The organism is Lysobacter gummosus, assembly GCF_001442805.1.
Classification (GTDB): Bacteria; Pseudomonadota; Gammaproteobacteria; order Xanthomonadales; family Xanthomonadaceae; genus Lysobacter; species Lysobacter gummosus.
On the sequence record NZ_CP011131.1, the window covers coordinates 1,012,788 to 1,025,989 of the forward strand.

Here is a 13,202-nt window from a genome sequence, read left to right on the forward strand (position 1 = left end):
ACCAATCCCGAATCCCCAATCACGGCCCAAACCATGAGCACTCTGTCCGGCAAGACCCTTTTCATCACCGGCGCTTCGCGCGGTATCGGTCGCGAGATCGCGCTGCGCGCCGCGCGCGACGGCGCCAACATCGCGATCGCGGCCAAGTCCTCGGTCGCCAATCCCAAGTTGCCGGGCACCATCCACAGCGTCGCGGCCGAAGTCGCCGCCGCCGGCGGTCGCGCGCTCGCGCTCAAGTGCGATATTCGCGAAGAAGACGAGGTCAACGCCGCGGTCGCGGCGACGGTGGATGCGTTCGGCGGCATCGATATCCTGGTCAACAACGCCAGCGCGATCTGGCTGCGCGGAACTTTGGACACGCCGATGAAGCGGTTCGACCTGATGCAGCAGGTGAATTCGCGCGGCAGTTTCCTGTGCGCGCAGGCCTGTCTTCCGTATCTGCAACAAGCGCCGAACCCGCATATCCTGACCCTGGCGCCGCCGCCGAGCCTGGAGGTGAAGTGGTGGGCGCAGCACACCGGCTACACCTTGGCGAAGATGGGCATGAGCTTCGTCACCCTGGGCCTGGCCGGCGAATTCGGTCCAACCGGAGTTGCCGTCAACGCCCTGTGGCCGAAGACCATCATCGCCACCGATGCTCTGAACCTGATCCCCGGCGTCCCCCTGGACCGTTGCCGCAAACCCGAAATCGTCGCCGACGCCGCGCACGCGGTGCTGGTGCGGCCGGCGAAGGGCTTCTACGGTCATTTCCTGATCGACGAAGAGGTATTGAGCGAGGCGGGGGTGACCGATTTCAGCAAGTACGCGGTCGATCCGGGCCAGTCGTTGCTGCCGGACTTGTTCTTGGATTGACGTAGCGTTTTGCCGGCGGCATTTCGTTTCGACAATGGTGGGGTCCGCGTTGCAACGGCTCTTGCCATAGCGCCTGCGAACGCCAAGATTTTGCTCCGGCCTTGCTCTGCTCCGGCCTTGCTCTGCTCCGGCCTTGCTCTGCTCCGGCTTTGCTTAGCTTTAGCTTTTGCCGTTGCTGGGCGCCGCCTGTAACTCGCGAGACCAGGGACACCCGAAGGGCGGCGCACATGGACGTGCGCCGGGTGCCACCTTGGGCAGGATGCCCAATGTGGCACCTGCCTGCGCAAGCTACGCACTCGTGGCTTTTGACTCGAAACAGTCAATGCGTTTTCTTTGGTTACTTTCTTTGTCGCTTTGGACAAAGAAAGTGACCCGCCGCTTTATGGCGGAAGCGTTTAGCGTTTGATCTTGCTTGTAGCGTTTGACCTTGTTTGAAGCTTCTAAAGAACCCGAAGCCTCTGATCGAAGCACCCAGGCCTGCGCACTCCCTCCTGCCGTCATTCCCGCGAAAGCGGGAATCCAGCGACTTCAAGCGTTCTCGCACGAAAGGCACTGGATTCCCGCGTTCGCGGGAATGACGAGAAAAGAAGCCTCAAGCAACAGCAAGGGCAAGATCAAACGCCTAACGCTTCCGCCATAGAGCGGCGGGTCACTTTCTTTGTCCAAAGCGACAAAGTCCCACGGGATTTCCTTCGGTCAAAAGTAACCAAAGAAAGGGCTTTGGGCTGTTTCGAATCAAGAGCCACGAGTGCGGTGCTTTCGCGGGCAGGTCCCACATTGGGCATCCTGCCCAAGGTGGGACCCGGCGCACGTCCATGTGCGCCGCCCTCCGGGTGTCCCTGGTCTCGCGAGTTACAAGCGGCGCTGGGCCAGAGCAAGTGCGAAGCAGGGGCAAGTCAAAGCAGGAGCAAGTACAGTGCCAGAGCAAATGCGGAGCAATTCATCAGTTGCTGCGCCGGATGTTCGGCCACACCCGAAAACACGAAGCCGCCTCACGCTGAAGCCGCCGCGCGAACCGGTCTTACTTACCCGACTGCTTCAACGCATCCGACAACGAATACAGCAAATCCACATAGAACCGCTCCACCTGCACCAACCCCGCGATCTTCGACCCCGCTTCCGGCTCGATCACCATGTACTCATTCGGGGCATGCGCCCCGTTGCCGTGCCCGAGTCCGCCCGCGATCATCGGCAGACCCAAGGTCTGCGTGAACACGTAGTACGGCGCACTGCCGCCGATACGCGGCGCCACCGGCGGCGTCTGCCCGTATTTGCGATAGACGCCCAGCGCGGCACGAGTCAGCGGCGCATCGACCGAAGTCTGCGCAGGCGGATAGCCGGACAGCTTGCGGATCTCGATGTCCTGGAACCCTTTCGCATCCAGCTGTTTGCGGATCAACGCCAAGGCCTGATCCGGCGTCTGGTTCGGCACCAGTCGCGAATCGACCTTCGCCACCGCGCGATGCGGCAGGATCGTCTTCACGCCTTCGCCGGTATAACCCGCGACCAGGCCGTCGATGTTGAGAGTGGTATCGAACAACTCCGCGGCCGCGGCCTCGCGGACGTTGCGGCCGTTTTTCCAGCGCGCCGCGCCCAGGCCTTCGAGCTGCTTGGCCTGCTCGCCCTCGGCGCCGCGCACGATGCCGTTGAACAATCGCTGCTCCTCGGCATTGGGCGCGCGGATCGCGTCGCGATAGCCCGGCACCGCGATTTCGCCGTCGGGCGTGGTCAACGTCGCCAAGGCCTGCACCAGCCGCCAACTCGGCGAGTCGAGCTTGGCCGCGAGCGAACCGTGCACCTCGTTGCGCTGCGGGCCGCCGGTGGTCGGATTGCCCTTGGCCTCCAGCTCCATGTACACGATGCCCTTGACGCCGAGGAACATCGACGCCTGTCCGTCGCGGTTCTGGGTGTTCATCGGAAAGAACACGCCATCGGCCTTGCGCAGTTGTTCCTGGTACTTGGCCACGACCTCGGGGTAGTGCGGCGAGCCGAGTTCTTCCTCGCCCTCGGCCAGCACGATCAGATTCACCGGCGGCTTGCCGCGGGTCTTGATCACCGCATCGAGCGCGTTGAGGAACGCGCGCTGCGGCCCTTTTTGGTTGGTCGCGCCGCGGGCCATCAGCACTTTGCCGAGCTTGGGCTCATCGATCAGCGAACCTGCGAAGGCATCGACCTTCCAGCCGGTCGGCTCGATCGGCTGCACGTCGTACATCATGTAGACCACGAGCGTGTGCGCGGCGCCAGCGTCGTAATAACCGTAGACGCCCGGATGGCCGGAGGTCGGCACCAGCGCGGTGTCGCGGAAACCCAGCTTGGACAGATCATCGCGCAGCAACTCGGCCATCTGCGCGATGCCCTTGTTCTGCGCGCTGATCGACGGCTGCCGCACCCAGCGTTGCAGTTGCGCGACATCGGCTTCGCGCTGCTTGTCCAACTGCGCGTACACGTCGGCGTAATCGCCGGTGTAGGCGGGCACCGAGCTGGCGTCGAAGGCCTGGGTTTCGGTGATGACGATCTGGGGCGGCGCGGCGAAGGCCGGGCTCAGCGCCAACATCAGCGAGGCGGACAGCGCGGCGATCGTAAACGGCGTAGCGATACGGCGACAGCGTGAACTCATGGCGTTTCCCTCGTCGTAGGTAACGTTGAATCGGCGTTGGAGCAGCGATCGGATGGCGCTTGCGGACGTGGTCCCGAGCGGGAACGCGGCCGCATGCGCCGTTGCCTGGGCGCCGGCTGATGATGCCCGCATTGGCATCGCAACAGGGATGGCGGCCGTCGCGTTCCCGGCCCCGCGCCGGCGCCCGGCCGCGCCCAGGCCGCCCTGCCGGCCTTCGGCACTGCAAGCGCCACAGCGATCGGCGACAATGGCCGTTCCGTTCCCCTCGCCGCATCGACGCCCCCATGGATACCGCCTCGCTGTACGCCCTCTCCGAGCGCTACTACCTGCCTGTCTACCGCCCGCGCCGGATCGTGCTCGATCACGGCAAAGGCTCGCGCATCTGGGATCTGGACGGCCGCGAATACGTCGATTTCGGTGCCGGCATCGCCGTCAACGCGCTCGGCCACGCGCATCCGGCGCTGGTCGCGGCGCTGACCGAGCAGGCCGGCAAGCTGTGGCATACCAGCAACGTCTTCATCAGCGAGCCGCCGCTGCATCTGGCCGAGCAACTGGTCGAAGCCTCGGGTTTCGCCGAGCGCGTATTCCTGTGCAACTCCGGCGCCGAAGCCAACGAGGCGGCGATCAAGCTCGCACGCAAGTGGGCCACCGCGCAGGGCCGCGAACCCGAGCGCCGGGTGATTCTGAGTTTCCGCGGCAGCTTCCACGGCCGCACCCTGGCCGCGGTCACCGCCACCGCGCAGCCCAAGTACCACGAAGGTTTCGAGCCGCTGCCGCCGGGCTTTCGCTACAGCGATTTCAACGATCTGGCCGCGGCCGAAGCGGCGATGGCCGATGGCGCGGTATGCGCGGTGCTGGTCGAGCCGGTGCAGGGCGAGGGCGGGGTGACGCCGGCGCGGGAAGATTTCCTGCGCGGCCTGCGCGAGTTGTGCGATCGCCACGGCGCCTTGCTGATCCTGGACGAAATCCAATGCGGCATGGGCCGCACCGGGCACTTGTTCGCCTGCCACGGTTACGGCGTGAAGCCTGACGCGGTGACCCTGGCCAAGGCGCTGGGCAGCGGTTTCCCGATCGGCGCGATGCTGGTGGCGAGCAAGGCCGCGCAGGCGATGCAGTTCGGCGCCCACGGCACCACCTTCGGCGGCAATCCGCTGGCGGCGGCGGTGGCGGGCGCGGCGCTGCGCGAACTGCGCTCGCCGCAGATCGCGGCCAATGTCGAACGCCAGGCGCAGGCGATTCGCGATGGTCTGGCCTCGCTGGACGCCGAGCTTGGCCTGTTCGCGGAAGTCCGCGGCCGCGGCCTGATGATCGGCGTGCAACTGCGGCCCGAGTACGCGGGCAAGGCCGGCGAAATCCTCGACCGCTGCGTCGAACACGGCCTGCTGGTCCTGCAGGCCGGGCCGGACGTGCTGCGCTTCGTGCCCGCGCTCAACATCGGCGATGCCGACATCGCCGACGGCCTGTCGCGCCTGCGCGCGGCGCTGCTGAAGTTCCTCGGACGCTGAGGCCGATGGCCGGCGCGCGTGGGCGGCATCGCCGGTGAGCGAATGCGTCTTCTGCGAAATTCTCGCCGGCCGCGCGCCGGCGAGTTTCGTTTACCGCGACGATCGCGTCGTCGCCTTCATGGACCTGCGCCAGGCCGTGGAAGGGCACGTGCTGGTCGTGCCGCGCCGGCACGTGCCGGACATCTATGCCCTGGATGAGGCGACGGCCGGGCATCTGATGGCGGTCGCGGTGTGCGTGGCCAAGGCGCTGGCCGCGCACGAGCCGCCGCCGGGGCTCAATCTGTGGCAATCCAACGGCGATGCGGGTGGGCAGGAAGTCCCGCACGTCCATCTGCATGTGCAGCCGCGCCGCCACAACGACGGCATCCTGAGCGCGTACCGCGACGGCCTGCCCGAGCCCAGCGATCGTGCCAGCCTGGATCGTCTGGCCGAGCGCATCGCCGCGCGGCTTTGATCGCGCGCTCGATTTTCTGACCCGATCGCCCCGGCGCCGGTATTTCGCCGCACGCCCTGTCGGCCGATCGCGTTCACAGGGGCTTTACGTAGGCATTTCGTTCAAACGATAATAATTCTCGTTTGCTTCAAGCCCTCGGAGTCCCCCCGCATGTCCCGCAGCCATCTTCAGGCGCCCTTGGCCCTGGCCATCGCCTTTTCCCTGAGCGCGCCCGCTCTGGCCGCCGCCCCCGCGGAGGCCGCCGACGCGCCCGATCCGCAGGCCACCAACCTCGACCACGTCGTCGTCCAAGGCCAGGCCACCGGCTACAAGGCCGCCAACGCGACCACCGCGACCAAGACCGACACGCCGATCGGGGAAACCCCGCAGGCGATCACTGTGGTCACCGGCGAGCAGATGCGCGACCAGGGCGCGCAGAACGTCCAGGACGCGCTCAACTACGCCGCCGGCGTGCGTTCGGACGCCTACGGGCTGGATTCGCGCGGCGACTGGACCCTGATCCGCGGCAGCGATCCCACCGAATACCTCGACGGCCTGCGCAGCGCGTACAACTACTACACCAGTACCACCCGCACCGATCCGTACATGCTCGAACGCATCGAAGTGCTGCGCGGCCCGTCGTCGATGCTGTTCGGACAAGGCAGCACCGCCGGCGTGATCAATCTGGTCAGCAAGCGCCCGCAGGCGCAGACCCAGCGTGAGATCGGCGTGCAGGTCGGCAGCTTCGACCGCAGCCAGATCAACGCCGACTTCACCGGCCCGTTGACCGCCGACGGCACCTGGCTGTATCGCCTCGTCGCCCTGTACCGCGACAGCGACACCCAGGTCGATCACGTCAACGACGACCGCCGCCTGATCGCGCCGTCGCTGACCTGGCGCCCCAGCGAAGACACCTCGTTGACCTTCCTGCTGCGCTGGCAGCAGGACCGCACCGGTTCGACCTCGCAGTTCTTCCAGTGGAGCGGGCTGATTTCGCCGAATCCGAACGGGCGTATTCCGGCCAGCCGTTTCATCGGCAATCCCGGCGACCACTACGACACCGACCACAGCAGCGCCGGCTGGTTGTTCGAACACCGCTTCAACGAGAACTGGATCTTGCGCCAGTCGTTCCGCGCCTCGCGCAACGAGGTCGATTACGTCACCGTTTACGCCGATCCCTTCAGCAATCCGCTCAATCCCTTCATCGATCCGCAGCAGCGCGTGATCAACCGCGAAGGCTGGTTCGCCCACAACGAGGCGCGGATGCAGAACATCGACCAGCACGTCGAGGGCCATTTCGGCACCGGCCCGGTCAAGCATCAGATGCTGCTCGGCCTGGATGCGCAGCGTTTCAAGCAGAGCGAGGCGCAGAGCTTCGACGGCTCGCCCGAACGCGGCGGCACGCTGCCGCCGATCGACGTGTTCAATCCGGTCTACGTGCCGTACACGCCGCCGCCGCTGGGCGCCGCGGTCAATACCAGCCAGCGCCAGATCGGCCTGTATCTGCAGGATCAGATGCATATCGGCGAGCATTGGATCGTCGTCGCCGGCCTGCGCCACGACCGGGCCAAGAGCGGCAAGGTCGGCGCGCCCGACGAAAAATCCAGTGCCACCACCAAGCGCCTGGGCGTGATGTTCCACGACTGGGCCGGCTGGTCGCCGTATGTGAGCTACAGCGAGTCCTTCACCCCGGTGGCCGGCACCAACGCCATCAGTGGCGCGCGTTACAAGCCGCAGAAGGGCGAGCAGGTCGAAGCCGGCGTCAAGTTCGAACCGGCCGGGCGCGAGTTGAGCTTCACCGCCGCGACCTACGAATTGCGCGAAGAAAACCGCCTGGTCGCCGACCCGTCGAATCCGAACAACAACCTGCAGGTCGGCAAGACCAAGGTCAACGGGCTGGAACTCGAACTCACCGGCAAGCTGACCTCCAGCTTCGAGATCACCGCGCACTACAACTATCTCGACAACGACAAGCAGCTGACCCCGGCACCGCGCCATCAGGCCGCGGTGTGGGGCAAGCAGCGTTTCAGCATCGGCGGCCACGACGGTTTCGCCGCCGGCCTGGGCGTGCGCTACTTCAGCGATTTCGTCGAACCGCCCAGCCCGACCACGCCGTCGGTCGTTCTCGGCGATGCGATGGTGTCCTACGACGTCGGTGCCTGGCGTTGGGCTCTCAATGTCACCAACCTCACCGACAAGCGCTATTTCAGCTACTGCGGTGGTCGCGGCGATTGCTGGTTCGGCGCGCGGCGCAACATCGGCTTGAGCGCGACGTTCACGTTCTGATCGCGGTTGCCGTAACGAAAAGGCCGACGCAATGCGTCGGCCTTTTCGTTTGCGCAGTCGGTTCGCTTACAACGCGGCGAACGCCGCCCGCGCCGCTTCGATGGTCTGGGCGATCTCGGCCTCGCCGTGCGCGCTGGAGACGAATCCGGCTTCGAACGCCGACGGCGCCAGATACACGCCGCGCTCCAGCATGCCGTGGAAGAAACGATTGAAACGCTGGGTGTCCGAAGCCATGGCATCGGCGAAGCTGCGCACCGGCCCTTCGCGGAAATACAGGCCGAACATGCCCGGCGCGCGGGTGGTGTGGAAGGCCACGCCGGCCTCGCGCGCGGCCGCTTCCAGGCCGTCGCACAGCGCGTGCGTGCTGCGTTCCAGCGCATCGTGGAAGCCCGGCGCCTGGATCAGTTCCAGCGTCGCCAGGCCCGCGGCCATCGCCACCGGATTGCCGCTGAGCGTGCCGGCCTGATAGATCGGGCCGCTCGGCGCGACCTGACTCATCAGATCGCGCCGGCCGCCGTAAGCGCCGACCGGCATGCCGCCGCCGATGATCTTGCCGAAGGTGCTCAGGTCCGGAACGATGCCGTAGCGCTGTTGCGCGCCGCCCAGCGCGACCCGGAAACCGGTCATGACCTCATCGAATATCAGCAGCGCGCCGTGCCGGCTGCACAACTCGCGCAGATGCTGCAGATAACCGTCTTCGGGCAGGATGCAGTTGGCGTTGCCGACGATGGGTTCGATGATCAGGCCGGCGATGTCGTCGCCGGCTTGCTCGAACAAGCGCGTGGCTGCGTCGAAATCGTTGTAGGGCAGGGTCAGGGTGAGATCGGCCAGCGCCGCCGGCACGCCGGGCGAATTCGGCAGGCCCAGGGTCAGCGCGCCGCTGCCGGCCTTGACCAGGAAACTGTCGCCGTGGCCGTGATAGCAGCCTTCGAATTTGACGATGCGGCTGCGGCCGGTCGCGCCGCGCGCCACCCGGATCGCCGACAGCGTGGCTTCGGTGCCGGAGTTGACCATGCGCACCATCTCGCAGCTCGGCACGATGCGGGTGATGGCTTCGGCCATCGTCACTTCCAGCGGGTTCGGCACGCCGAAGCTCAGGCCGTTGCGCATGGTCCGCTCGACCGCGGCGAGCACCTGCGGATGGGCGTGGCCGGCGATCATCGGGCCCCACGAGCCGACGTAGTCGATATAGCGATTGCCGTCGACGTCGAACAGATGCGCGCCTTGCGCGCGCTCGGCGAAGAAGGGTTCGCCGCCGACCGACTTGAACGCGCGCACCGGCGAATTGACGCCGCCGGGCAGCAGTTGCGAGGCGCGGGTGAACAGATCGTGGGAGCGTGGGTTATTCATTGGCTTCTTCTTCGAAACAGGAAAGGTAGGCGGCGACCGCGGCGGCGGGATCGGGCGCGTCGAACACGCCGCTGATCACCGCGAGCAGGTCGGCGCCGGCGAGCACCAGGCCGCGCGCATTGTCCGGGGTGATGCCGCCGATCGCCACTCGCGGCAAGCCCAGCGCCGCAGCTTGTTGCAGCAGTTGCGGCGCGGCGCGGCGCGCATTGGGCTTGGTCGGCGAGGTGAAGAACGCGCCGAAGGCGACGTAACTGGCGCCGTGAGCGGCGGCAGTACGCGCCAGCGCGATGTCGTCGTAGCACGAGGCGCCGAGGATCGCGGCATCGCCCAGGGCGGCGCGCGCGGCGGCCAGTTCGCCGTCGTCTTCGCCCAGATGCGCGCCGTCGGCGCCGATGTCGGCGGCCAGGCGCCAGTCGTCGTTGACGATCAGCGGCACGCCGCGCGCCCGGCACAGCGGCAACAGCGCCAGGGCCTGCTGGCGCCGCAAACCGGCGTCGGCCTGTTTATTGCGGTATTGCAGCCAGGCCGCGCCGGCCTCCAGGACCGTGGCGACCCGCGCCGCAAGCCGCCCGCTGTCGGGTTCGTCGGGCGTGATCGCGTACAGGCCGCGCCGCGGCCAGGATGATTTCATGGGTCAGCTTCCGTCGGGGAGGGCGGGATGGGACAATGCCCGTCCCGCAACGCCAAGCATTATCCGCCCATGTCCGAGATCGCCGCGACCACCGCCTACCGCACCTGGATGTGCGTCGTGTGCGGCTTTATCTACGATGAGTCCAAGGGCCTGCCCGAAGAAGGCCTGGCCCCGGGCACGCGCTGGGCGGATATCCCCGATACCTGGACCTGCCCGGACTGCGGCGTGACCAAGGACGATTTCGAGATGATGGAGGTCTGAGCCACCGGCTCCGACCTCTTGGCCCGCGCTATGGCGGCGGGCGATACGGTTCAGCCGGCCCGCGCCGGCGCCGTCAGTCGATTCCGGGACCGAGCTTCATTTCGTCCCCGCTCTCCAGCTTCAGCTTGGCCGCCTGGCCGGCATTGAGCTCCAGCACGTATTTGGCCGGCGCATCGCTGGGATAGGGCGGGCAGCGGTCGCCGGCCGAACACGGCGGCACGTCGCGCTGTTGCGTGACCAGCCTGCGCTTGCTGTCGAAATACAGGATATCCAGCGGGATATGGGTGTTCTTCATCCAGTAGGCCTGCGGCGTCTCGGCCTCGTGCACGAACACCATGCCGTGATCGGCCGCCATCTCATCGCGAAACATCAGCCCGCGCTGGCGGCTTTCGTCGGTCTTGGCAACCTCCACCCGATAGCGCTGGCCGCGGACCTCGACCCAGCTTTCCGCCGAGTCCGAGGCGCAGCCGACGAGCGCCGCGGCACAGGCGAGCAAGAGCGCGAACCGCTTGAGCATGGCGTAATTCCTTATAGCGCGATGGATGGCGCGACCATCGGCCAGCACGGGGCGATCGTCAAGCCGAAATTATTTCGTTTTTCTTGCTCAGCCCCCCTTCCCCAACCCCATGCGCATCTGCATAATGCGCGGCCCCGCTGACGGGTTGTATCGGTCGGTGGGAAGCGCGGAAGACAGCGTTTTCGGCAGGAGTTGACGGTCGAAGATGATGCTGTAAGATGCGCGGCCCGCCGCCCTGTTCATCGAGCGGTTGGGGCGCAGAAAACAGCGGTTTCGATGGGTAGTTGACGCATCGGAAACATGCTGTAGGATGCGCGGCCCGCAGTTCGGTTTATCGAGTTGCGGAGCGCGGAAAACGGCGGTTTCGACGAGGTGGTTGACGAGTCGGAAACATGCTGTAAGATGCGCGGCCCGGTGAGACGGAAGCTTCGGAAATCGAAGCGAAGTTGGAGTCGGGAAGCAGCAAGAAGTTTCGCGGACAGGTGTTGACGTTCACGAAAACTGCTGTATAGTGTGCGGCTCGCTCGGCCACTTCGGTGGCGAGTACGAAACCAGGCGCTGAGGCCGGTTTCAAGGATCTTTGACAGTGTGCGCAGGTGACTTGTGCGGGCGTCTGGCGAGTGGATAGTTGTCCATCTTGCAGACGTTCGTAACAGAGTCCAAAGATTTGAAGAGCATGCAAATGCAAATTGAGTAATTGGCCTGGAACGAAGTCTGCACTCAAAGCATTGATGAAGGCCGCAAGGCTGGAATCGAAACATTTAAGTGAAGAGTTTGATCCTGGCTCAGAGTGAACGCTGGCGGCAGGCCTAACACATGCAAGTCGAACGGCAGCACAGAGGAGCTTGCTCCTTGGGTGGCGAGTGGCGGACGGGTGAGGAATACGTCGGAATCTGCCTATTTGTGGGGGATAACGTAGGGAAACTTACGCTAATACCGCATACGACCTACGGGTGAAAGCGGAGGACCTTCGGGCTTCGCGCAGATAGATGAGCCGACGTCGGATTAGCTAGTTGGCGGGGTAAAGGCCCACCAAGGCGACGATCCGTAGCTGGTCTGAGAGGATGATCAGCCACACTGGAACTGAGACACGGTCCAGACTCCTACGGGAGGCAGCAGTGGGGAATATTGGACAATGGGCGCAAGCCTGATCCAGCCATGCCGCGTGTGTGAAGAAGGCCTTCGGGTTGTAAAGCACTTTTGTCCGGAAAGAAAAGCATTGGGTTAATACCCCGATGTCATGACGGTACCGGAAGAATAAGCACCGGCTAACTTCGTGCCAGCAGCCGCGGTAATACGAAGGGTGCAAGCGTTACTCGGAATTACTGGGCGTAAAGCGTGCGTAGGTGGTTTGTTAAGTCTGATGTGAAAGCCCTGGGCTCAACCTGGGAATGGCATTGGAAACTGGCTTACTAGAGTGCGGTAGAGGGTAGTGGAATTCCCGGTGTAGCAGTGAAATGCGTAGATATCGGGAGGAACATCTGTGGCGAAGGCGACTACCTGGACCAGCACTGACACTGAGGCACGAAAGCGTGGGGAGCAAACAGGATTAGATACCCTGGTAGTCCACGCCCTAAACGATGCGAACTGGATGTTGGGAGCAACTTGGCTCTCAGTATCGAAGCTAACGCGTTAAGTTCGCCGCCTGGGAAGTACGGTCGCAAGACTGAAACTCAAAGGAATTGACGGGGGCCCGCACAAGCGGTGGAGTATGTGGTTTAATTCGATGCAACGCGAAGAACCTTACCTGGCCTTGACATCCACGGAACTTTCCAGAGATGGATTGGTGCCTTCGGGAACCGTGAGACAGGTGCTGCATGGCTGTCGTCAGCTCGTGTCGTGAGATGTTGGGTTAAGTCCCGCAACGAGCGCAACCCTTGTCCTTAGTTGCCAGCACGTAATGGTGGGAACTCTAAGGAGACCGCCGGTGACAAACCGGAGGAAGGTGGGGATGACGTCAAGTCATCATGGCCCTTACGGCCAGGGCTACACACGTACTACAATGGTAGGGACAGAGGGCTGCAAACCCGCGAGGGCAAGCCAATCCCAGAAACCCTATCTCAGTCCGGATCGGAGTCTGCAACTCGACTCCGTGAAGTCGGAATCGCTAGTAATCGCAGATCAGCATTGCTGCGGTGAATACGTTCCCGGGCCTTGTACACACCGCCCGTCACACCATGGGAGTTTGTTGCACCAGAAGCAGGTAGCTTAACCTTCGGGAGGGCGCTTGCCACGGTGTGGCCGATGACTGGGGTGAAGTCGTAACAAGGTAGCCGTATCGGAAGGTGCGGCTGGATCACCTCCTTTAGAGACTAAAGACAGCAAATTGCTCGTCGGACGTCCGCACAAGTAACCTGCATTCAGAGTTCCCGATCGCCACAGGGCGATTGCGGAGTCGTCCCGTTTCGATGGGGCTTTAGCTCAGCTGGGAGAGCACCTGCTTTGCAAGCAGGGGGTCGTCGGTTCGATCCCGACAAGCTCCACCACCTAGCCAGTAAGTAGTCCGCAGGGACGAATTGGGTCTGTAGCTCAGGTGGTTAGAGCGCACCCCTGATAAGGGTGAGGCCGGTGGTTCGAGTCCTCCCAGACCCACCACCCTGGCGAAGGCTAGAGCAAGCGACAAAACTTCTGAATTGCGCACACATAAAGATTTGAAACGTCGAAGGCGCTGAAGCCTTTAACGTGTTCTTTGAAAACTGGAATGTAGCGAGCGTTTTGAGACGGAATGTCCATGACGTGTCGTAGAGGCT

8 protein-coding genes, 2 tRNA genes, 1 rRNA gene and 1 pseudogene are annotated in these 13,202 nt (G+C 64.3%); 8 read left to right on the top strand and 4 right to left on the bottom strand.

Translation table 11 applies throughout. From position 1 onward, the window contains the following. The first annotated feature begins 33 nt into the window (after positions 1-33). Complete coding sequence (locus LG3211_RS04115; RefSeq protein ID WP_057941714.1) at positions 34-852, top strand: SDR family oxidoreductase; 819 nt, start codon at positions 34-36, stop codon at positions 850-852. A gap of 1,021 nt (positions 853-1,873) precedes the next feature. Here LG3211_RS04115 and LG3211_RS04120 read toward each other — a convergent pair. Continuing rightward, the gene (locus LG3211_RS04120) at positions 1,874-3,469 is read right to left on the bottom strand and encodes a M20/M25/M40 family metallo-hydrolase (protein ID WP_057941715.1); all 1,596 of its coding nucleotides are present in this window, start codon (positions 3,467-3,469) and stop codon (positions 1,874-1,876) included. 284 nt (positions 3,470-3,753) lie between these two features. On the opposite strand from LG3211_RS04120, the gene LG3211_RS04125 reads away from it, so the two are divergent. The 3 genes from LG3211_RS04125 (at position 3,754) to LG3211_RS04135 (ending at position 7,693) form a co-directional block, all read left to right on the top strand. Continuing rightward, a complete protein-coding gene (locus LG3211_RS04125; protein WP_057941716.1) occupies positions 3,754-4,974 on the top strand; it encodes an acetylornithine/succinyldiaminopimelate transaminase in 1,221 nt (406 codons plus the stop codon). 34 nt (positions 4,975-5,008) lie between these two features. Then, positions 5,009-5,428, top strand: a complete 420-nt coding sequence (locus tag LG3211_RS04130; protein WP_057941717.1) for an HIT family protein — start codon at positions 5,009-5,011, stop codon at positions 5,426-5,428. A gap of 150 nt (positions 5,429-5,578) precedes the next feature. Further along, entirely contained in the window at positions 5,579-7,693 is a 2,115-nt protein-coding gene (locus LG3211_RS04135) for a TonB-dependent siderophore receptor (protein WP_057941718.1), read from the top strand. A gap of 66 nt (positions 7,694-7,759) precedes the next feature. On the opposite strand, the gene hemL is transcribed toward LG3211_RS04135, so the two are convergent. Beyond that, entirely contained in the window at positions 7,760-9,043 is a 1,284-nt protein-coding gene (gene hemL / locus LG3211_RS04140; protein ID WP_057941719.1) for a glutamate-1-semialdehyde 2,1-aminomutase, read from the bottom strand. Further along, positions 9,036-9,674 (bottom strand): thiamine phosphate synthase, encoded by a 639-nt coding sequence (gene thiE / locus LG3211_RS04145; RefSeq protein WP_057941720.1) that lies wholly within the window; start codon positions 9,672-9,674, stop codon positions 9,036-9,038. Before thiE ends, hemL begins: the two co-directional genes overlap by 8 nt. Here thiE and LG3211_RS04150 point away from each other — a divergent pair. Then, positions 9,673-9,935, top strand: a pseudogene (locus LG3211_RS04150) (rubredoxin). The gene thiE and the pseudogene LG3211_RS04150 sit on opposite strands and share 2 nt — an antisense overlap. A gap of 73 nt (positions 9,936-10,008) precedes the next feature. Here LG3211_RS04150 and LG3211_RS04155 read toward each other — a convergent pair. Beyond that, on the bottom strand, positions 10,009-10,452 hold the full coding sequence (locus LG3211_RS04155; protein ID WP_057941721.1) for a DUF192 domain-containing protein: 444 nt from the start codon (positions 10,450-10,452) through the stop codon (positions 10,009-10,011). Between the two features lie 762 nt (positions 10,453-11,214). Here LG3211_RS04155 and LG3211_RS04160 point away from each other — a divergent pair. From LG3211_RS04160 to LG3211_RS04170, 3 genes are all read left to right on the top strand, one after another. Then, positions 11,215-12,759 (top strand): 16S ribosomal RNA (locus LG3211_RS04160). Between the two features lie 103 nt (positions 12,760-12,862). Beyond that, positions 12,863-12,938: transfer RNA gene (locus LG3211_RS04165), tRNA-Ala, on the top strand. A gap of 32 nt (positions 12,939-12,970) precedes the next feature. Continuing rightward, a tRNA-Ile gene (locus LG3211_RS04170) sits at positions 12,971-13,047 on the top strand. The last annotated feature ends 155 nt before the right edge of the window (positions 13,048-13,202 follow it).